Raw genomic sequence first — 18,887 nt, 5'->3', positions numbered from 1 at the left:
TGAGAACAGCCGACACAGGCTAAGGTATAGCAGGCTAAGGTATAGGAAACGGCATAGAAAAAGGCGCGGGATGTCCCGCGCCTCCGGCTTCGTCACACAGATGGCTTATTGCGCATTGTCGATCACATCGCGCATATCGCGCGCGACACGGCCCGCACCGGTATTGGCAATCTCGATCCGGCGGGGCTTGAGAGCCTCGGGAACCTCATGCACCAGATCGATATGCAGCATGCCATCCTCATTGCTGGCACCGGTCACACGGACATGATCGGCCAGCCCGAAACGACGCTCGAAAGCGCGGGTGGCGATACCGCGATGCAGATAGGTCTTCTGTCCGGCTTCCTCGGATTTGCGGCCCGAGACGATCAGCGCCCCGTCGCGCATCTCGACGGTCAGCTCGTCTGCGGCGAACCCCGCGACAGCGATGGTAATGCGATAGGCATTCTCGGCGGTTTTTTCGATATTATAGGGGGGATAGCTGGTTTGGGAGACGTCTTTCGACATCACGCTATCCATCAGGTCGGCCATCCGGTCAAAACCGACAGTGGCACGGTAAAGCGGCGAAAGATCAAAGCTACGCATGGGTATCATCCTCTCAGAGCGATGGTTGCCCACCCCGTCCGGGCATGGGCGATGAAATGGGTGCGGGACCCTGTTGCGGCATCCCGACACACTCAATCTGGGAAGGGCCAAACGCCGTTTCAAGCCTTCCTGCCCCGAAGGATTTCAGATTTTTGCCACTCGGCCACAGCCCGCATTGGTGCGGAAGCCTAAGGCGAAACGGATGGCGGCACCGAGAGGAACTTCGCGCCCCCCACCATCTTCGCCCGCTGCCCGCCCGGCTGGCGCAGATCGGTCAGCATATGGCGCATCAGGCTGGCATCGGCCACCACCGCAACCGGCTGCCCCTCAAGCCGCGCCTTGGCCGAGACCACCCCCACGATCTGCGGCCTGCCATGTTTCATGACGAAGACCGGCGCACCGGAGGCCCCATGATCGACATCACAATCCGTGATCATCCGCCCCTCGTTTTTCTGGATCACATAGCAGCGCGCCTGCAGGGAGGGCAGCGCCTCGCGCCCCTCGGCATAGGAGACCACCCGCAGCGGATCGCCCTTGCGGGGCACCTCCCCCAGATCGAACGGCATGACCGGCGAGATCCGCACGGGCCTATCCAGTTGCAGCAGAGCCATATCATAGGTCACGCGGTCAAAGGCCTGCGGTCCCTGATAGCGATATTGCGGATGGGGAAACCCCGCCCTGATCTGGCGTTCGACCAAGGCACGGTCTTCGCGCAATCCCATCCGGAAGCGGGCCGTGGTGATATCGACCTTGCCCCCGCTACGGGGATCAAAGAGACAATGCGCCGCTGTCAGAACCAGATCGGGCGCCACAAGACTGGCGGTGCAGAACCCGCCATCCGCAAAATCGAGCCGCCCGACCGCCTCCCAGCCCCGACCGGCATCCCCCGTGGTCAGGACCCGCAAGGGGGTCTGGGCCCGCAGAGTGGTCTGGGCCGATAGCGCGACAGGGAGAAGCATGGCCAGAAAACAGAGTGATATCATATGCCGGATCATCGCCATTTCCCCGCAAACCGTGCCCGCAGATCGTCAAAGCGGGTCAATACGGCGATTTTAGGACAAACGCGCGGCCCCGAGCGGGATTCACACTCGCGGATATGTTTCGAGCAGACCGAGCGGGGCGGGGCCATCGAGACCCCGCCCCGCTCGGCCCGAAGGGACCTACGGCCCCTTCGGGCTTAGCCCAGCACCTGTGTGACCGCCTTTTTCATCGCCGCGACAATGATATCGGCCTCGGCCTCGCTGAGGCAGAGAGGCGGCGCGAAGCCAAGGATATCGCCTTGTGGCATGGCGCGCCCGATCACCCCTTCTGCGGCCAGCGCCGTGGCGATCTGCGGGCCGATCTTGGCACTCGCGTCAAAGAAGCGGCGGCTGTCGCGGTCTTCGACGAATTCGACCGCGCAAAGCATGCCCTCGCCCCGGATATCACCGACATTGGCATGATCGCCCAAGGCCTCTTTCATCGCCTTGTTCAGATAGGCCCCTGTAGTGCCTGCGTTTTCCACCAGCCCGAGGCTGTCAATCAGCTTAAGGTTGGCCACCCCTGCCGCAGCCCCGATGGGGTGGGCCGAATAGGTCCAGCCATGACCGATCGGGCCGTTTTCATCGGTGCCCTGTTCGAGCACCTTCCACATCTTCTCCCCCACAATGGACCCCGACAGCGGCGCATAAGCCGAAGTCAGCCCTTTGGCGATGGTGATCAGGTCGGGTTTCATCCCGTAGTGATCCGAGCCGAACATCGTGCCCAGCCGCCCGAACCCCGTGACGACCTCATCGGCCACCAGAAGGATGTCATGCTTGACCAGCACCTTCTGGACCCCTTCCCAGTAACCTGCGGGCGGCGGCACGATGCCTCCTGTGCCCAGAACCGGCTCGCCGATGAAGGCGGCGATGGTATCGGCGCCCTCGCGCTCGATCAGCGCCTCCAGTTCGGCCACACAATGGGCGGTGAAGGCTTCCTCGGTCTCGATCCCCTCGGGGCGGCGGAAGTAATAGGGGGCCTCGGTATGCAGGATCGGCGCCCGCGGCAGGTCGAATTTATTGTGGAAACCCGACAGCCCCGTTAGAGACCCCGTCATCACCCCCGAGCCGTGATAGCCGCGCCAGCGCGAGATGATCTTTTTCTTCTCGGGGCGGTTCAGGATGTTGTTGTAATACCAGATCAGCTTGATGTTGGTTTCATTCGCATCCGAGCCGGACAGCCCGAAATAGACCTTGGACATGCCCTTGGGCGCGCGTTCCATGACCATCTGCGCCAGCGTGATCGAGGCCTCGGTCCCATGGCCCACATAGGCGTGGTAATAGGCCAGCTCGCGCGCCTGATCGGCAATCGCATCGGCAATCTCGGGGCGGCCATAGCCCACATTCACGCAGTAAAGCCCCGCAAAAGCATCCAGCATCTGGCGGCCATCGCGGTCCTCGATATAGACCCCCTTGGCGGTGCGGATCACGCGGGTCGGGGTCTCGCCACGGGCATGCTGTGCCAGATGGGTCGAGGGGTGGAAGAAGTTCTCGCGGTCCCAGCGGGCGAGTTGGTCATTGGTCAGCATAATGCCTCCTTTCGTCATCACTTAGATACCCCAGTCACGGCAGAGGTATTTGATTTCCATGAATTCCTGCATCCCCATGCGCGCGCCCTCGCGGCCAAGGCCGGATTGCTTCATACCGCCAAAGGGGATGGGCGCGCCGGTGACCTTGGTCCGGTTCACCGCCACCATGCCGAATTGCAGCGCGCGGCTCATGCGGTAGATGCGCTTGGGGTCGCGGCTGTGGATATAGGCCATCAGCCCGTAATCGCCCGCATTCGCACGGGCAATCACCTCGTCTTCGGTATCAAAGGGCGTGATCGGCGCGATGGGGCCGAAGGTTTCCTCGCGCATGATCTTGGCGTCATCGGGCACATCGGTCAGCACGGTCGGCTGGAAGAACAGCCCCTCATGCGTGCCGCCGGTGGCCAGTTTCGCGCCTTTGGCCAAAGCGTCGTCCAGATGCTCGACCTGTTTGGCAATCGCGCCTTCATTCATCAGCGGGCCGATATCGGGGTCGTCGATCCCGCGCCCGATGGTCAGCGCCTGCACGGCCTCGGTAAATTTCGTGCAGAAGGCATCATAAATCGGGCGCTCGACATAGATGCGGTTGGCGGCCAGACAATCCTGCCCCGAGGTGGCGAATTTGGCCTTGAGCGTCTCGGCGACAGCGCGGTCCAGATCGGCGCCCTTGAAGATGATCACCGGCGCATGGCCGCCCAGTTCCAGCACCAGCCGTTTCACCGTCTGGGCCGATTGCGCGTAAAGCAGCTTGCCAATCGCGGTGGAGCCGGTGAACGACAGCGCCCGCACGCGAGGGTCTTCGCACCAAGGGGTGACGATATCGGGCGCATGGCCCGTGACCACATTGAACACGCCCGCCGGAACGCCCGCCCGCTCGGCCAGTTCCGCCAAGGCCAGCGCGGAATAGGGCGTCTCGGCCGAAGGGTGCGCCACCACGGTACAGCCCGCCGCCAAGGCTGCCGCCGCCTTGCGCGTCAGCATGGCCGAGGGGAAGTTCCACGGGGTGATCAGCGCCGCCACGCCAACAGGCTCCAGCCAGAGTTCCATCTCGGCATCGGGCAGATGCGAGGTCACGCTTTCCACATTGGGGCGCTTGGCTTCCTCGGCGTAGAATTCGACGAAACTCGCGGCATAGTCGATCTCGCCACGCGCCTCCGATATCGGCTTGCCCTGTTCGGCCACCATGATACGGGCAAGGTCTTCTTTTGCCTCGGTAATCAGGTCGAACCAGCGGCGAAGGATCGCCGCGCGCTCTTGTGGCAGGGTTACAGACCACGCGCCAAAGGCACGATCGGCCGCCTCAACGGCTGCCACGGCCTGCGCGCCCGAGAGGCTGGCGACATGGCCCAATTCCGCTCCGTCACTCGGGTCGGTCACGGCAAAGGCGCGCGCATCGCCCGCCTGCCATTTGCCATCCACATAGGCAAAGCTTCGCAGCAGGCGGCGGTCTTTCAGGGCGGCTCGCTCGGAAATAGCAGCATCCAGCATGGGCGGGTCTCCTTTCCCGTCCAGTCTGCCCGATCTAACCCGCCTGCGAGACCGAAGATCGCCCATCCGCAGCCCAAGCGGACTGCCCTGCAAGCGATCTTAGTCCAGATGGCCTGCCAGCAGATCAAAGGGCGGCAGCCCCTGTTTTACCGGCTTGGTCACGATATAGGTGAAATAGCGCGCAATCCCGATGCGCCCCTCCAGCAGCGTGTCTATCAGCCGCTGGTAGCTGTCGATGTCGCGGGTGACGATCTGCATGAGGTAGTCAAACCCGCCACCCAAAGCCCAGACATTCACGATCTCGGGGATCGGCTGCACGGCATCCTCGAAAATGCGGAAGGTCGCGGCCTTATGATCGGCCAGCTCGGCGGCCACAAAGACCGTCACATGCGGGCCCAGTTTTTTCAGCGCGATCCGCGCGCCATAGCCCTCGACCAGCCCCGCAGCCTCAAGCTTGCGCAGCCGCTCCCAAGCGGGCGTGGGCGAAAGATTGATACGCTCGGCCAGCGCCGCTTTGGTGATGCGGCCCTCGCGGGCAAGCGTTGTCAGAATGGCAAGGTCACGGTCGTCAAGCTTCAGCATGAGGCCATGATAGCCCAGCGCGCGCGGCCCTGCATCCGGCAAAAACGACGAAGTGAAGGAAACTTCCAAAGGGTCTGCCCGTTAGGGAGACACCCCCTGAGGAAAGGATATCCGATGTCTCCTGTAACGCCGCAACCGACCAAAGCCGCCAACCGCCTGAAAGGCAAAATCGCCATTGTTACCGGCGGCTCGTCGGGGATCGGGGCGGCCATTGCCGAGACCTACGCGCAGGAGGGGGCGGATCTGGTGATCACCTACCGCTCGGATGAAGCGGGCGCCAAGAAGACCGCCGATCATGTGGCCGCCCACGGCAGTCTGGTGGAGATCGTGAAATGCGATCTGTCCAAGCTTGACGACATCGAGGCGCTTTTTGCCAAGACGCAGGACCGGTTCGGAGCGGCGGATATTCTGGTGAATAACGGCGGGATGGACCCCGCCCCCGCCGATCTGGACCAGATGGACCCCGAGGATTGGTCCAAGGTGATCGCCGTCAATCTGACCGGCCCCGCTATGGCTTCGGCGGCCTTCACCCGTATGCGTAAGGCAGCGGGCGGCGGTGGGCGCATTGTCACCGTGTCTTCGGTGCATGAGAACGTCCCGCGCGGGGGCACCTCGGCCTATGATGCGTCCAAGGGCGGGCTGCGGATGCTGACCCGCACGCTGGCGCTGGAACTCGCGCCGCATAGGATCACCGCCAATAACATCCTTCCCGGCATGATCCTGACGCCGATCAACCAAGAAGCCATCGACGATCCCGAATTGCGCAAGGAGATGGAGAGCCATATCCCGTGGGGCCGCGCGGGCCAGCCGTGGGAGGTGGCGAAAATGGCGGTCTATCTGGCCTCGACGGATGCGGAATATGTGACGGGCCAGAGCTTTGCCATTGATGGCGGGCTGTCGATCAACCTTGGTCAGGGGGCATAAGATGGAGGGCCGCATCACCCGTCCGCTGTTGCACACCCCTGCCGACACCGCTCTGGCCGACCTGCCCCAGCGCAAAAACGCCTATCCGCCGATCCGCGATTTCGCCCTGATCGGAGACACGCTGACCGCGGCGATTGTCGCACGCGACGGGGCGATCGAATTCCTCTGCCTGCCGGATTTCGATGGCGATGCGGTCTTCACCGGCATGCTGGATGCGCGGCGCGGCGGGCGGTTTTTCGTGGGCCCCACTGTGCAGGGGGAAATCACCCGCGACTATATCGGGGACAGCGCCGTTTTGCGCACCACCCATCACACGCCGCAGGGGGTCTTGCAGGTCACCGACCTGATGCCGATGGGCGAACGCGCAGATGGCTCGATCGGCGGCGACAGGCAGGTGCTGCGCATTGTCGAAGCGTTGGAAGGTGCGCCGGAACTGGCCGTGCTGATCAACCCGATGCTGGACTGGGGCGCGACCCTGCCCGACCTCCGGCAGGATGAGGATGGCAGCTGGCGGATGGAATTCGGCCATGACGGGCTGCGCTTTGTGTCCGATGTGGATCTGTCCCCTGTTGCCCCCGGCGCTTTGGGCGGATCCTGCACGCTTCAGGCGGGCGAGACCCGTTTTGCCCTGCTGACCAGCGCCAGCCCCGATGCCCGCCCTGTGGATGCTGGCACGCCTCGGCGTGAACTCGACCGCACCTTGGCCTATTGGAAAAAGATCAACACGGGCTGCAAACCCGAAGGCCCTTTCCGCAAGGCGATCATGCGCAGCGCGGTGACCCTGCATCTTTTGCACTACAACAACTCGGGCGCGCTGCTGGCCGCCCCCACGGCGGGCCTGCCCGAGACCATCGGCGGGGTGCGCAATTACGACTACCGCTTCTGCTGGATCAGGGATGCCACTTTTGTGCTGCATGCGTTTTTCGCGCTGAACCTGCCTGACTGTGCCCAGAATTTCTTCCGCTGGCTGATGCAGGCCGCGCGCCAATCCGCTCCGCGTCTGGGGGTGTTCTATTCCATCGGCAAGGAACATGATCCGGGCACGCGCACACTGACAGCGCTTGAGGGCTATCGCGGCTCGGCGCCGCTGATCATCGGCAATGACGCACAGGGTCAGCTCCAACTGGACGGCTATGGGGCCGTGCTGGATTGCGCGCGCATGTATGTGCGTCATGGCGGCACCCTGTCCGAGGAGGAACAGACCCGCCTGCAGGGCTATGCGCAGGCGGCCATGCTGGATTGGACCCTGCCCGATAACGGCCTGTGGGAAATTCCGGGGTCGCGCCAGCATCACACCTATTCCAAGGCGATGTGCTGGCAGGCGCTGGATGCCTGGCTTGATCTGATCGAATTGGGCGCCGTGAAGGATGACCCCGAGGCCTACCGCAGCGAACATGCCCGCATCCGAGATTATGTTCTGTCGCGGGCATGGAGCGAGGAGGTCGGTGCCTTCACCGGCGCTATCGGGCGCGACTGGCTGGATGCCTCGGTTCTGCTGCTGCCCCGCATCGGGATCGTCGCGCCGGACGACCCGAAGATGGTGGCCACCTATCAGACCCTGAAGCGCGAGCTGTCTCAGGGGCCGCATTTCCGCCGCTATCAGGAAGGGGTGGACGGCATTGCGGGCAATGAGGGGCACTTCATGGCCTGTGGTTTCTGGGCGGCAGATTACCTGACCCGCGCGGGCCGCATCACTGAGGCCGAGGCGCAGATTTCCGGCCTTCTGGCCACGGCGAATGATCTGGGGCTGATGCCTGAAGAGATCGACCCCGCAAGCGGCGACCACTTGGGCAATTTCCCGCAGGCCTTTTCCCATGCGGGGCTGATTGCGGCGGCCGTCGCGCTGGAAGAGGCCCGTGGCACGCGCGCCGATTGCGACTAAAGCGCCTCGGCCACCTGCCCCAAAAGCGTCAGACCGGGGCGCACCGCCTCGGTCCGGATGCAGCTGAGCCCCAGCCGGATGTAACGCCCCGCGCCTTCGGCTCCGGTGAAAGGATCGCCCAGCTCGAAAGCTACGCCACGGGCCAGCGCGCCCTGCAATAGCGCTGCATTATCCATGCCTTCGGGCAGCTTTAGCCAGAGGCTCGACCCGCCATGACAGGGATCGGGCGCGCGAAACCCCGCGAGGTCTTGGGGGAGGCGGTCGATCACCTGATACCAGCGTTCGGCATGGGCCTCGCGCAGCCGCCGCATCAACGCCAGATAATGCCCCTCGGCCAGAAAGATCGCCGCCGTGCGCTGATTGTTCAGCGGCGCCGAGCGGTGCAGCAGCCTGCGCATCCAACGCGCCTCATGCACAAAGCCCTCGGGTGCCACCATAAACCCAAGCCGCACCCCCGGCGCGAGGATCTTCGACATGGTGCCAAGGTAAATCACCCGCCCCGCCCGATCCTGCGACTTCAAAGCGGGGCCTCGGGCTAGGGCCAGTTCGCCCTCGTAATCATCTTCAAGGATCAGGAAATCCTCATCGCTTGCACGGTCCAGCCAGTCGGCGCGGCGGGCGGGCGACATCACCGTCATCGTCGGGCAATGCGAGGCGGGTGTCAGCACCGCCAGATCAAGGCCGGACACAGGTGTCGCCCCTTCCGCATCCACGCCCAGATCCACCGGCTCGGCCCCTGTCAGGCCAAAGATGAAGCGCGCATCGGGATAGCCCGGACGCTCCAGCCCGACACGTGCGCCCTCGCCCGCCAGAAGACGGGCCGCCAGATACAGCCCCTCCTGCGCGCCCAGGGTAATCAGGATCTCTTCGGGGCGGGCAAAGATCCCCCGCGCAGGCAGAATGCGGGTGCGGATCTGTTCGATCAGCATCGGGTCATCTTCCACCGCGCGATCCGCCGACCACCAATCCAGCGCCGACCGCCCCATCATATCGCGCGAACAGGCCCGCCACGCCTGAATGGGAAAGAGCGTCGGGTCCACCTGCCCGTAGATGAAGGGATAGGGGTAATCGGCCCAATTGGTCATCTTGCGGATCTGCTCGAAGGCCGAGGGCCGCGCCCGCAGCCGGCTGGCCCAATGGATCGCCCCCTCCGCCGCCGTCTCGGGCATGGGCTGCGCGCGCACCGCCACATAGACCCCGCGCTTGGGCTGGGCCTCCAGATAGCCGCGCGCGACCAGCTCGTCATAGGCCAGCGTCACCGTATTGCGCGCCACCCCCAGCGATTGCGCCAGGCTGCGCGAGCCGGGCATCTTCTGCGCCGGACGCAGCCGCCCCTGTTCGATGGCGGTGATGATCCCCTGCCGCAACTGGCGCTGCAACGGGTCGGGGCTGGACCTGTCCAGCGTCAGACCAAGGGTTGATTTCGCCTGCTCTGCCATAGGTCTCCGCCTAAAATTCCCGCAACCGCCCTGCCAAATGCAGAATGCCTTGGCCCTGCTATAACATACCCGCCAATCTGGCACCATCGCTTGCACCCATCTGGCCCTATCAGCGCCAGCCCGAAAGCGATTGGGTGAAGCGGAGTTTCAAGAAAAGGATGGCCCCGATGGACGGTCACGCACTTAATGACATTCAGGCCACTGTCGATGCTGATAAGGCCCATGTCTTCCACCACCTGTTCCAACACGCGAAGCTGCGCACCCATGACCCGCGCATCATCGTCGAGGGCAAGGGCATGTCGGTCTGGGACCAGAACGGGCGCGAATATCTGGATTCGGTTTCGGGCGGCGTCTGGACGGTGAATGTGGGCTATGGCCGCGAAAGCATCGCCAATGCGGTGCGCGACCAGCTTATCAAGATCAACTATTTCGCGGGTTCGGTCGGGTCGATCCCCGGTGCGCAATTCGCGGAACGCCTGACGGAAAAGACCCCGGGCCTGACCCGTCTCTACTATGTGAACTCCGGCACCGAGGCCAATGAGAAAGCATGGAAGATGGTCCGCCAGATCGCGCATAAGCATCACGGCGGCAAGAAGTGGAAAATCCTCTACCGCGAGCGCGACTATCACGGGTCCTCGCTGGCGGCACTGGCCGCCTGTGGCCAGCACCAGCGTGCCGACCAATATGGCCCCTTCCCCGAGGGATTCATCCCCGTGCCGCATTGCCTTGAATACCGTGCGCAATGGGACGTTGAGAACTACGGTGAACGCGCGGCGGATGCCATCGAAGAGGTCATCCTGCGCGAAGGCCCCGATACCGTGGGCGCGCTCTGCCTTGAGCCCGTCACCGCGGGCGGTGGTGTCATCGTGCCGCCCAAGGGCTATTGGGAGCGCGTGCAGGAGATCTGCAAGAAATACGACATCCTGCTGCATATCGACGAGGTCGTCTGTGGCATGGGCCGCACCGGCGAGTGGTTCGGCTATCAGAACTACGGCATCAAACCCGATTTCGTGACCTGCGCCAAAGGCGTGGCCTCGGGCTATGCCGCCATCGCCTGCATGCTGACCACCGATGAGGTCTTCGAGAAATTCCGCACCGACCCCGATGACGAAATGAGCTATTTCCGCGATATCTCGACCTTCGGCGGCTGCACGGCGGGCCCTGCTGCAGCGCTGGAGAACATGCGCATCATCGAGGATGAGGGCCTTCTGGCCAATACCAAAGCGATGGGCGACTATATGATGAGCCGCCTGCAAGAGCTGAAGGAAAAGCACAAAGTCATCGGCGATGTGCGCGGCAAGGGCCTGTTCTGCGGCGCCGAACTGGTGGCCGACCGCGCCACCAAGGAGCCGCTGGCCGAGAAACTGGTGCAATCGGTTGTGGCCTCGGCGGATGCGGATGGCGTGCTGATCGGCGCCACGGCGCGGTCGTTCAAGGGCTTCAACAACACGCTCTGCTTCAGCCCCGCGCTGATCGTGGACCAGCCCAAGATCGACCGGATCATCGACGCCGTTGATCGCGGCCTTGCCAAACTGGCCTGAACCAGGCTTAAGCTATCCGGAACAAGGCAGGGGCACGCTCCTGCCTTTTTCATGACCCGCGCAGGTCTGCCCCTACAGGAGAGCCCATATGACCCTTGCCACGCTGCTGACCTTCGCCCTTGTCACCACGCTGCTGGTGATCTCGCCCGGACCGAACGGCCTGCTGATCGCGCGCATCGTGCCGCTTTCGGGGCGACGGGCGGGGTTTGCGGCGGTCTGCGGCTTTGTGGCGGCCTTCTACCTGCATGGGACGCTGTCGGTGCTGGGGATCTCGGCGATACTGACGCAATCCGCATGGGCCTATAATGTCTTCAAGATGCTGGGTGCGGGCTATCTGGTCTGGCTCGGGGTCAAATCGCTGATCGCTGCGGCCCGTGGCGTGACGCCCTCGCCCCATGCCCCCGAACTGCGCCAGACCCGCAAGCGCCGTGCCTTCATCGAAGGCTTCCTGACCAATGCGCTCAACCCGAAGGTCTCGCTTTTCTATCTTGCGGCCTTTCCGCAATTCCTGCCTGCGGATCATGGTATCGCCCAGCCCTTCGCGCTGGTCACGCTGCATGCCACGATCAATGCGCTATGGTTCTCGGCTATGGTGATGGCGCTTGGTGGCCTCAGGGCCGTCACCCGCCGCCCCGCCTTCCAGCGCGCCCTGAAGGCCGTGACGGGCGTGGTCTTTATCGGCTTCGGGGTGAAACTGGCGCAAAGCCGGATTGCCCCATAAGCCATGATCCGCCCTGCCACGCCGCAAGACGAGGCCGCCATCCGCGCCTGCGCGATCGAGGCCTACAGCCCCTATATCGCCCGCATGGGCCGCGACCCTGCGCCCATGAGCGCCGATTACGCCGCCCAGATCGCGCAAGGATTGGTCCATGTGGCCTATGAGGGGGCGTTTCTGGGCTTCATCACCTTCTATGACGAAGGCCCCCATATCCTCTTGGAAAATGTCGCGGTATCGCGTGCCGCGCGGGGCCGTGGCACGGGCCGCAAGCTGATCGCCTTTTGCGAAGAGGCCGCCCGTCAGGCAGGCAAGCCGGTACAGCTTTATACCAATGCCAAAATGACCGAGAACCTCGCGCTCTATCCGCGTCTGGGCTATGCCAAGATCGGGGAACGGGTGGAAAACGGCTTCCACCGCGTCTATTTCCAGAAAAATCCGGCGTGAAGCGCGGGGCTTGCACCGCGATCCCTCTGGCCATACGCCCCGCCCCGCGTTAAACCCTGCGCAAACTCATCTGAAAGGCGGATATATGGCACGTCACCTCGTCACCTCGGCGATTCCCTATATCAACGGCATCAAGCACCTCGGGAATCTCGTCGGCTCGCAGCTTCCGGCGGATCTTTTCGCCCGCTACCAGCGTGCGCGCGGCAATGAGGTCATGTTCATCTGCGCCACCGACGAACATGGCACCCCCGCCGAGCTGGCTGCCCAGAAGGCCGGCAAGCCTGTGGCCGAGTATTGCGCGGAAATGCACGCGGTGCAGGCCCGTATCGCGGAAGGTTTCCGCCTGAGCTTTGACCACTTCGGGCGGTCCTCCAGCACTCAGAACCGTGCGCTGACCCAAGCCTTCGCCAAGCGCCTGTTCGATATGGGGCTGATCCGCGAAGTCTCGGAAAAGCAGATGTATTCCAACGCCGATGGCCGCTTCCTGCCGGACCGCTATATCGAGGGCACCTGCCCTAATTGCGGCTATGACAGCGCGCGCGGCGACCAATGCGATAATTGCACCAAGCAGCTCGATCCGGTCGATCTGATCAACCCGCGCTCGGTGATTTCGGGCTCGACCGATCTGGAAATGCGCGAGACCAAGCACCTCTTCCTGCGCCAGTCGGCCATGAAGGACAAGCTGGACGCATGGATCGACAGCAAGACCGACTGGCCGGTGCTGACCACCTCGATTGCCAAGAAGTGGCTGCATGACGGCGACGGGTTGCAGGACCGCGGCATCACCCGCGACCTCTCTTGGGGTGTGCCTGCGCAATTCGAGGGCGCGCCTTGGGAAGGCATGGAGGGCAAGGTCTTCTATGTCTGGTTCGACGCGCCGATCGAATATATCGCAGGCACGCAGGAATGGGCCGAGGCCTCGGGCGGCGATTGGGAACGCTGGTGGCGCACCGATAAAGGCGCCGAGGATGTGACCTATACCCAATTCATGGGCAAGGATAACGTCCCCTTCCATACGCTGTCCTTCCCCGCGACAATCCTTGGTTCGGACGAGCCGTGGAAGCTGGTGGATTACATCAAATCCTTCAACTACCTCAATTATGATGGCGGCCAGTTCTCGACCTCGCGCGGGCGCGGCGTCTTCATGGATCAGGCGCTTGAAATCCTGCCGTCGGATTACTGGCGCTGGTGGCTTCTGTCGCACGCGCCCGAGTCGGCGGATGCCGAATTCACCTGGGAGAATTTCCAGGTATCGGTGAACAAGGATCTGGCCGATGTGCTGGGCAATTTCGTCTCGCGGATCACCAAATTCACCCGTTCCAAATTCGGTGAGGCGATCCCCGAGGGCGGCGATTGGGGCGAGGCAGGCGAGGCGCTGATTGCCGAGCTGACCACCCGCATCCGCGACTACGAGCGCTTCATGGAGGCCAAAGAGGTCCGCAAGGCCGCAGCCGAGCTGCGCGCGATCTGGGTGGCGGGCAATGAATACCTGCAATCCTCGGCGCCTTGGTCGGTGTTCAAGACCGATCCGGTGCAGGCGGGCGCGATTGCACGTCTGGCGCTGAACCTCGTGCCGCTTTACGCGGTGCTCTCGGCGCCCTTCATCCCCGATGCGGCAGCGTCCATGCTGGAAGGCATGCATGCAACCGACCAAACCTGGCCCGAGGATGTGGCCGCCGCCGTACGCGCCCTGCCCGAAGGCCATGCCTTCACCACGCCGGACGTGCTGTTTGGCAAGATCTCGGACGAAGAGCGCGAGGATTGGCAAAGCCGCTTTGCGGGCATCCGCACCTGAGCCAATGCTCCGGACATGAAAAAACGGCGGGCCGATGCGCCCGCCGTTTTGCATTCCGGCCCGAGGTCAGGCCGAGACCCGATCAGCCATTGGCCTGATGGATCGAGGCCAGACATTGCGCCATGAATTTCACCGGCGTGCTGGCGCGGTCCACATCACGATAGACCAGATCAAGCGAGACCTTGCGGCGGCTGACCCCGCCTGCATTCAGCATCACCAGATCACCGCGTTCCAGCTGACCGGAGATCAGCTCGGTCGGCAACCAGCCGAAACACATGCCCCGCTCGACCGCCGCCACGGCGCTTTCCAGCGAGGAGACCGTCCAGATACGGCCATGCGGGCGGTCCACCTCGGTGCCGTCCAGCCGGTTCTCGCGGATGAAAACGCGCAGATGCCGCGCCATCTCGGCCTGTGTCAGGCTGTGATGGGCATTGGCCAGAGGGTGATCCTTGCGCGCCACCAGCGCGAAATCCATCTCGCAGATCCGCTGGCCGACAACAGGGCAAAGCTCGGGCAGAACCACGGCCAGATCAAAGGGCAGGCTCATGAATTCCGACATTTCCAGACGCACCGTCTCGTGGATATCCACCAGAACATCGGGAAATTTCACCTGAAGCTGCTGCAGCGCCTCGCCCAGCCATTCGCGCGGGAAAAGCGCATCGACCAGCAGGCGGACCTGAAGCGGTCCGGTCCCGGATTCCGCCCGTGCGGCCGTCTCGACCGAAACCAGCTCGTCGATCAGCGGCGAGACCTCGGCCAGCAACAGCTTGCCATGCTCGGTCAGAACCGCGCGGCGGCCCTGCATCTCCATAATCGGGAAGCCCAGAGATTCCTGTAGCTTGGACACCGAATAGCTGATCGCGGACTGGCTCCGCTCCAGGCTGATCGCCGCCTCGGCAAAGCTGCCGCATTCCACAACGCGCCGCAAAATGGCCCAATGTTCGAGGTTGGTCTTCGGAATGCTCGACGGCATATGGTCCTCATCGCTTTGTTATGCGCGCATTGAACGGCCTTCGGCGGTGATGCGCAAGATCTGGCTGTCGATCTGGCTTCGGATCATTGCGTCCTTTCGTGGGACAGCGTGGCCGAAGCAGGATCGGGCTGGGTATCGCTGGGATTGGCAATAGGAGGCTTTGGCGGGGTGTGCAATCCACCTGCGGGCCCGTCCTGCCAGCGACCGAAGCGATAATACAACACCGCCATCAGCATCGTGGCGCAGAAGGCGGTCGGGAAGCTCCACCAGATCGCATCGGTGCCAAGCACCGGATGCATCAGCTCGACAAAGCCCAGCCGCACCGGATAAAGCGACACCGCCAGAATGACCAGCGGCCAGACCACACGCCCGTTGGCCCGCACCGTGCCGAACAGCACCTGACTGACCCCGAAGGCGACAAAGCCCCATGTCGCCACCAGAAGCGCATGCTGGCCGATCTCCATCGCCGCCCCCTGCCCGTCGAGAAAGATCGCCAGCGCATAGCGGTCCACCAGCAACAGCAGAGCCACCAGCCCGCCGGTCAGCACCATATTGAAGACGATCCCGATACGGGTGATCCGCGAGACACGATCAAACCGGCCCGCCCCGATATTCTGCGCCGCCATTGCCGACACCGCCGCCCCCAGCGCCATCGCGGGCATCTGCACATAGGTCCAGATCTGCTGCACCGCACCGTAAGCCGCCGTGGTCTCCACGCCCTCGCGATTGATCAGGCGCAGCACCGTCAGCGCGGCGGTGGTCACCACCACCATCTGCAGGCCGATGGGCAGGCCCTTGGCAAGGATCTGGCGCAGGATCTGCGGATCGGGCCGCAGAAAGCGCAGCTCGCCCCCGCGCAGGCGCAGCGGCAAGTCCCGCAGATAGATATAGACCAGCATCGCCACCAGCGAGGTGTAATTGGCCAGCCCCAGACTGATCGCCGATCCGCCGATGCCCAGCTTCGGCAGCGGCCCGACCCCAAGGATCAGCAGCGGGTTGATCACCGCCGCCAGCAGCACCGCCAGAATCATGAAATAGAGCGGCGTCACCGAATCCCCCGACCCGCGCAGGGTCATCATCAGCATGGTCTGCATCAGGATGCCCGGCATGGCGACAAAGGTCAGTTGCAGATAGCTACGGGCCAGATCCCCGATCTGCGGATCGGTCCCCAGCAGCGCCAGCAGATGCGGCGCGGCGAAATACCCCGCCACGGCCACCACGACCGCCAGCGGAAAAAAGCAGCCCACCGCCGTGCCGACGATCCGGCGGGCCTCGCACAGGCTGTCACGCCCGATGGCCTGACCGATCAGAATGGTGGCCGCCATGCCGAACCCGAAGACAAAGCTGACCAGCAGGAACATGATCAGGTTGCCATTGGTGGTGGCCGCCAGCGCTGTCTCGCCCAGCAGGTTGCCCACCCAAGCCGAGTCGATCGACCCGCCTGCCGATTGCAGCACCGAAGAGCCCAGCGTCGGCAGGGCAAACATGGCCAGCGCCCAGGGAATAGAGCCGGAAACAAGAGCGTTTGACGAGGTCTTGCCTGAGGGTCCACGCGACATAAAGGGCTCCGTCTGTTCTTTGCAGCTCACCCAGATAGCGTCATCCGGCACGAAGTCATCCGCTTTGCAACTCAGGCCCGTTCAACAGGGTGCGCGCCCATCGCCACCAGCACGATCTCGCCCTGCCATTCGCCACGGATCGCGTCTGCCGCAGCCCAGGACCGCTGCCCCGACCGGCAGGCCAGAACCAACCGCTTGCGCGGCCCGAACAGCGCCATCGTCCGAAGGTCTTCCACGCCCAGCCGATGCGCCTGCGGATGCGCCAGCGGACCTTCCTCCTCGGCGCGCAGATCGATGATCAGATCCTCCGCCGACATCGCTTCAGGAGCAATGAAACGCGGCGCGTATTCGGGTTCGGGCGCGGTATGGAACACAAAACCGCCAAAGCGCCACGAAACCGCATCAAAGCTGCTGACCCGCCCCAGAGGGCTTTCACCGAAACCGGTCAGCACCGCCAGCGCCATCTGGGCCTGTAACGCGCCGATCACCCCCACAATCGGCCCCAGCACCCCATCCGCAGCACAGCTGCCCAACCGCTGTGGCAGATCGGGAAAGACCGCACGCAGCGAGGGCGCATTGGCACAGAACCCGCCGACATAGCCCTCGGTCCCCACGACCGACGCCGAGATCAGCGGCACACGGTTTTCAAGACACTGGTCCGACAGGATATAGCTGGCCGCGAAACTATCGGCACAATCCAGCACCAGATCGCAGCCAGCCATATGATGCGCGACATTGGCAGGGCTCAACGCCTGCGGCACAGGGTCCAGCACCACGTCGGGGTTGAGATCCGCCATATGGGCCGCCGCGGCCAGCACCTTGGACCGACCGATATCGCTTTCGCGAAACAGCGTCTGCCGGTGCAGGTTGGAGCGGCTGACATGATCGGCATCCAGCAGGCGGATATAGCCCACCCCCGCGCCCACCAGATAGTGCAGCACCGGCGCCCCCAGCCCGCCAGCCCCCACCACCAGCACCCGCGCCTCCTGCAGCCGCGCCTGTGCCGCCTCTCCGAAGCCCGGCACGGCGATCTGGCGGGCATAGCGGGTCATCGGGTGACCTCCAGCCACTGCCGCAGCCGTGCCTCCGGGTCGGCATTGAGGGTGATATCGGTCACCACCGACACGCAATCCGCCCCTGCCGCAAAGGCCAGAGGCGCGCGTTCCACCGACAGCCCGCCAATGGCCACCAAGGGCACCCCTTGGCACAGCTGCTTCCATCGGGTCAGTGTCTCGACCCCCTGCTGATGCCATTTCATCTTTTTCAGGATCGTCGGCCAGACCGGCCCCAACGCGACATAATCGGGACGCGCCGCCAGAGCGCGCGCCAACTCGTCCTCGTCATGGGTGGAAAGGCCCAGCTTCAACCCCGCCGCGCGGATCGCCGCCAGATCGGCGGTCTCAAGGTCTTCCTGCCCCAGATGCAGCCAGTCGCAGCCCAGCTCGATGGCCAGCTCCCAATGGTCATTCACCACCATCTGCGCCCCATGCGCGCGGCACAGGTCACGCCCCTCGGCCAGCAGAGCGCGCAAACGGTCCTGCGGCTGGTCCTTGATCCGCAACTGGACGAATTTCACCCCCAAGGGCAGCGCGCGACGCAGCCAGTCGGGGTGGTCGAAGATGGGATAGAAACGCGGGATCATGCCAGCACCGCCATGCCGATCACCGGCGTCGAGGGCTGGGCCATATCGCGTGGCTCCATCGGGTCCGCCTCATAGGCCAGCCGCCCTGCCTCCAGGGCGCGCGCAAACCCTTCGGCCATTTTCACGGGGTCTCCGGCCTTGGCCACCGCCGTGTTCAGAAGCACCGCGTCAAAGCCCATCTCCATCGCGGCGGCGGCATGGCTGGGCAGGCCCAGACCCGCATCGATCACCATCGGCACCTCGGGGAATTGCGCCCGCAGGCTCCGCAGCCCGTAGGGATTGTTCAACCCCAGCCCCGTGCCGATCGGCGCGCCCCACGGCATCAGCACCTCGGCCCCTGCCTCCAAGAGCCTGCCGCCCAAGACGCCATCCTCGGTGGTATAGGGAAACACCTTGAACCCGTCTTGAGCCAGAATGCGGGTGGCCTCCAACAGGCCGAACGGATCGGGTTGCAGCGTGTCGGGATGGCCGATCACCTCCAGCTTGATCCAGTCCGTATCGAACACCTCGCGCGCCATATGGGCGGTGGTCACCGCCTCTTTGACCGAATGGCATCCGGCGGTATTGGGCAGCACGGGCACATCCAGCCCGCGGATCAGCTCCCAGAAGCCCGCGCCCGTGCCCGATCCGGCGGTCTCGCGGCGCAGCGACACGGTGGCAATCCCCGCGCCCGAGGCCGCAAAAGCCTGCGCCAGATCGCGGGGGCTGGGATAGTGCGAGGTGCCCAGCATCAACCGCGATGCCACCTCGGTTCCATAGAAAACCGGCAT

The 18,887-nt window shown here is 63.9% G+C and carries 17 protein-coding genes; 6 read left to right on the top strand and 11 right to left on the bottom strand.

Annotated elements, in window-relative coordinates; translation table 11 throughout:
• Window positions 1-105 precede the first annotated feature (105 nt).
• The 5 genes from WDB86_RS11975 to WDB86_RS11955 form a co-directional block, all read right to left on the bottom strand.
• On the bottom strand, window positions 106-582 hold the full coding sequence (locus WDB86_RS11975) for an Hsp20 family protein (RefSeq protein WP_406736012.1): 477 nt from the start codon (window positions 580-582) through the stop codon (window positions 106-108).
• A 188-nt stretch (window positions 583-770) separates the two neighbouring features.
• Window positions 771-1,577, bottom strand: coding sequence for a trypsin-like serine peptidase (locus WDB86_RS11970; RefSeq protein WP_406736011.1), 807 nt, complete (start codon window positions 1,575-1,577; stop codon window positions 771-773).
• A gap of 182 nt (window positions 1,578-1,759) precedes the next feature.
• Window positions 1,760-3,130, bottom strand: a complete 1,371-nt coding sequence (locus tag WDB86_RS11965) for an aspartate aminotransferase family protein (RefSeq protein ID WP_406736010.1) — start codon at window positions 3,128-3,130, stop codon at window positions 1,760-1,762.
• Window positions 3,131-3,151: 21 nt separating this feature from the next.
• Window positions 3,152-4,618: an NAD-dependent succinate-semialdehyde dehydrogenase gene (locus tag WDB86_RS11960; protein ID WP_406736009.1), complete on the bottom strand. Its 1,467-nt coding sequence runs from the start codon at window positions 4,616-4,618 to the stop codon at window positions 3,152-3,154.
• A 99-nt stretch (window positions 4,619-4,717) separates the two neighbouring features.
• Window positions 4,718-5,197, bottom strand: coding sequence for an Lrp/AsnC family transcriptional regulator (locus WDB86_RS11955; RefSeq protein ID WP_339109443.1), 480 nt, complete (start codon window positions 5,195-5,197; stop codon window positions 4,718-4,720).
• Window positions 5,198-5,314: 117 nt separating this feature from the next.
• Between WDB86_RS11955 and WDB86_RS11950 the strand changes: the two genes are divergently transcribed.
• Entirely contained in the window at window positions 5,315-6,124 is an 810-nt protein-coding gene (locus tag WDB86_RS11950; protein ID WP_406736008.1) for an SDR family NAD(P)-dependent oxidoreductase, read from the top strand.
• 1 nt (window position 6,125) lies between these two features.
• On the top strand, window positions 6,126-8,006 hold the full coding sequence (locus WDB86_RS11945; protein WP_406736007.1) for a glycoside hydrolase family 15 protein: 1,881 nt from the start codon (window positions 6,126-6,128) through the stop codon (window positions 8,004-8,006).
• On the opposite strand, the gene WDB86_RS11940 is transcribed toward WDB86_RS11945, so the two are convergent.
• Window positions 8,003-9,445: a PLP-dependent aminotransferase family protein gene (locus WDB86_RS11940; RefSeq protein WP_406736006.1), complete on the bottom strand. Its 1,443-nt coding sequence runs from the start codon at window positions 9,443-9,445 to the stop codon at window positions 8,003-8,005. The genes WDB86_RS11945 and WDB86_RS11940 overlap by 4 nt on opposite strands.
• 167 nt (window positions 9,446-9,612) lie before the next feature.
• On the opposite strand from WDB86_RS11940, the gene WDB86_RS11935 reads away from it, so the two are divergent.
• From WDB86_RS11935 to metG, 4 genes are all read left to right on the top strand, one after another.
• Entirely contained in the window at window positions 9,613-10,986 is a 1,374-nt protein-coding gene (locus tag WDB86_RS11935; RefSeq protein ID WP_406721323.1) for an aspartate aminotransferase family protein, read from the top strand.
• An 88-nt stretch (window positions 10,987-11,074) separates the two neighbouring features.
• Window positions 11,075-11,707 (top strand): LysE family translocator, encoded by a 633-nt coding sequence (locus WDB86_RS11930; protein ID WP_339108285.1) that lies wholly within the window; start codon window positions 11,075-11,077, stop codon window positions 11,705-11,707.
• Window positions 11,708-11,710: 3 nt separating this feature from the next.
• Window positions 11,711-12,148 (top strand): GNAT family N-acetyltransferase, encoded by a 438-nt coding sequence (locus WDB86_RS11925; RefSeq protein ID WP_406736005.1) that lies wholly within the window; start codon window positions 11,711-11,713, stop codon window positions 12,146-12,148.
• Window positions 12,149-12,233: 85 nt separating this feature from the next.
• Entirely contained in the window at window positions 12,234-13,943 is a 1,710-nt protein-coding gene (gene metG / locus WDB86_RS11920; RefSeq protein ID WP_406736004.1) for a methionine--tRNA ligase, read from the top strand.
• Window positions 13,944-14,025: 82 nt separating this feature from the next.
• Here the strand turns inward: metG and WDB86_RS11915 are convergent, their stop codons facing one another.
• The 5 genes from WDB86_RS11915 to WDB86_RS11895 form a co-directional block, all read right to left on the bottom strand.
• Window positions 14,026-14,916, bottom strand: a complete 891-nt coding sequence (locus WDB86_RS11915; RefSeq protein WP_339108288.1) for a LysR family transcriptional regulator — start codon at window positions 14,914-14,916, stop codon at window positions 14,026-14,028.
• An 83-nt stretch (window positions 14,917-14,999) separates the two neighbouring features.
• A complete protein-coding gene (locus WDB86_RS11910; RefSeq protein ID WP_406721327.1) occupies window positions 15,000-16,475 on the bottom strand; it encodes an MATE family efflux transporter in 1,476 nt (491 codons plus the stop codon).
• A gap of 71 nt (window positions 16,476-16,546) precedes the next feature.
• Window positions 16,547-17,527, bottom strand: a complete 981-nt coding sequence (locus WDB86_RS11905) for a HesA/MoeB/ThiF family protein (RefSeq protein WP_339108290.1) — start codon at window positions 17,525-17,527, stop codon at window positions 16,547-16,549.
• Entirely contained in the window at window positions 17,524-18,117 is a 594-nt protein-coding gene (locus tag WDB86_RS11900) for a thiamine phosphate synthase (protein ID WP_406736003.1), read from the bottom strand. Before WDB86_RS11900 ends, WDB86_RS11905 begins: the two co-directional genes overlap by 4 nt.
• Window positions 18,114-18,887 (bottom strand): thiazole synthase, encoded by a 774-nt coding sequence (locus tag WDB86_RS11895; protein WP_339108292.1) that lies wholly within the window; start codon window positions 18,885-18,887, stop codon window positions 18,114-18,116. The genes WDB86_RS11900 and WDB86_RS11895 overlap by 4 nt, the downstream gene beginning before the upstream one ends.

Origin of the sequence: Thioclava sp. GXIMD4215, from assembly GCF_045291555.1 — a bacterium.
GTDB lineage: Bacteria > Pseudomonadota > Alphaproteobacteria > Rhodobacterales > Rhodobacteraceae > Thioclava > Thioclava litoralis.
Note: the sequence above shows the minus strand (reverse complement) of the source record. Positions and strands in the feature narration are given on the sequence as shown.

What these genes read in the sequence shown, in the direction of transcription:
- WDB86_RS11975 (WP_406736012.1), bottom strand. Translation starts at nt 582, where the DNA reads ATGCGTAGCTTTGATCTTTCGCCGCTTTACCGTGCCACTGTCGGTTTT.
- WDB86_RS11970 (WP_406736011.1), bottom strand. Translation starts at nt 1,577, where the DNA reads ATGATCCGGCATATGATATCACTCTGTTTTCTGGCCATGCTTCTCCCT.
- WDB86_RS11965 (WP_406736010.1), bottom strand. Translation starts at nt 3,130, where the DNA reads ATGCTGACCAATGACCAACTCGCCCGCTGGGACCGCGAGAACTTCTTC.
- WDB86_RS11960 (WP_406736009.1), bottom strand. Translation starts at nt 4,618, where the DNA reads ATGCTGGATGCTGCTATTTCCGAGCGAGCCGCCCTGAAAGACCGCCGC.
- WDB86_RS11950 (WP_406736008.1), top strand. Translation starts at nt 5,315, where the DNA reads ATGTCTCCTGTAACGCCGCAACCGACCAAAGCCGCCAACCGCCTGAAA.
- WDB86_RS11945 (WP_406736007.1), top strand. Translation starts at nt 6,126, where the DNA reads ATGGAGGGCCGCATCACCCGTCCGCTGTTGCACACCCCTGCCGACACC.
- WDB86_RS11940 (WP_406736006.1), bottom strand. Translation starts at nt 9,445, where the DNA reads ATGGCAGAGCAGGCGAAATCAACCCTTGGTCTGACGCTGGACAGGTCC.
- WDB86_RS11935 (WP_406721323.1), top strand. Translation starts at nt 9,613, where the DNA reads ATGGACGGTCACGCACTTAATGACATTCAGGCCACTGTCGATGCTGAT.
- WDB86_RS11930 (WP_339108285.1), top strand. Translation starts at nt 11,075, where the DNA reads ATGACCCTTGCCACGCTGCTGACCTTCGCCCTTGTCACCACGCTGCTG.
- WDB86_RS11925 (WP_406736005.1), top strand. Translation starts at nt 11,711, where the DNA reads ATGATCCGCCCTGCCACGCCGCAAGACGAGGCCGCCATCCGCGCCTGC.
- metG (WP_406736004.1), top strand. Translation starts at nt 12,234, where the DNA reads ATGGCACGTCACCTCGTCACCTCGGCGATTCCCTATATCAACGGCATC.
- WDB86_RS11915 (WP_339108288.1), bottom strand. Translation starts at nt 14,916, where the DNA reads ATGCCGTCGAGCATTCCGAAGACCAACCTCGAACATTGGGCCATTTTG.
- WDB86_RS11910 (WP_406721327.1), bottom strand. Translation starts at nt 16,475, where the DNA reads ATGTCGCGTGGACCCTCAGGCAAGACCTCGTCAAACGCTCTTGTTTCC.
- WDB86_RS11905 (WP_339108290.1), bottom strand. Translation starts at nt 17,527, where the DNA reads ATGACCCGCTATGCCCGCCAGATCGCCGTGCCGGGCTTCGGAGAGGCG.
- WDB86_RS11900 (WP_406736003.1), bottom strand. Translation starts at nt 18,117, where the DNA reads ATGATCCCGCGTTTCTATCCCATCTTCGACCACCCCGACTGGCTGCGT.
- WDB86_RS11895 (WP_339108292.1), bottom strand. Translation starts at nt 18,887, where the DNA reads ATGCCGGTTTTCTATGGAACCGAGGTGGCATCGCGGTTGATGCTGGGC.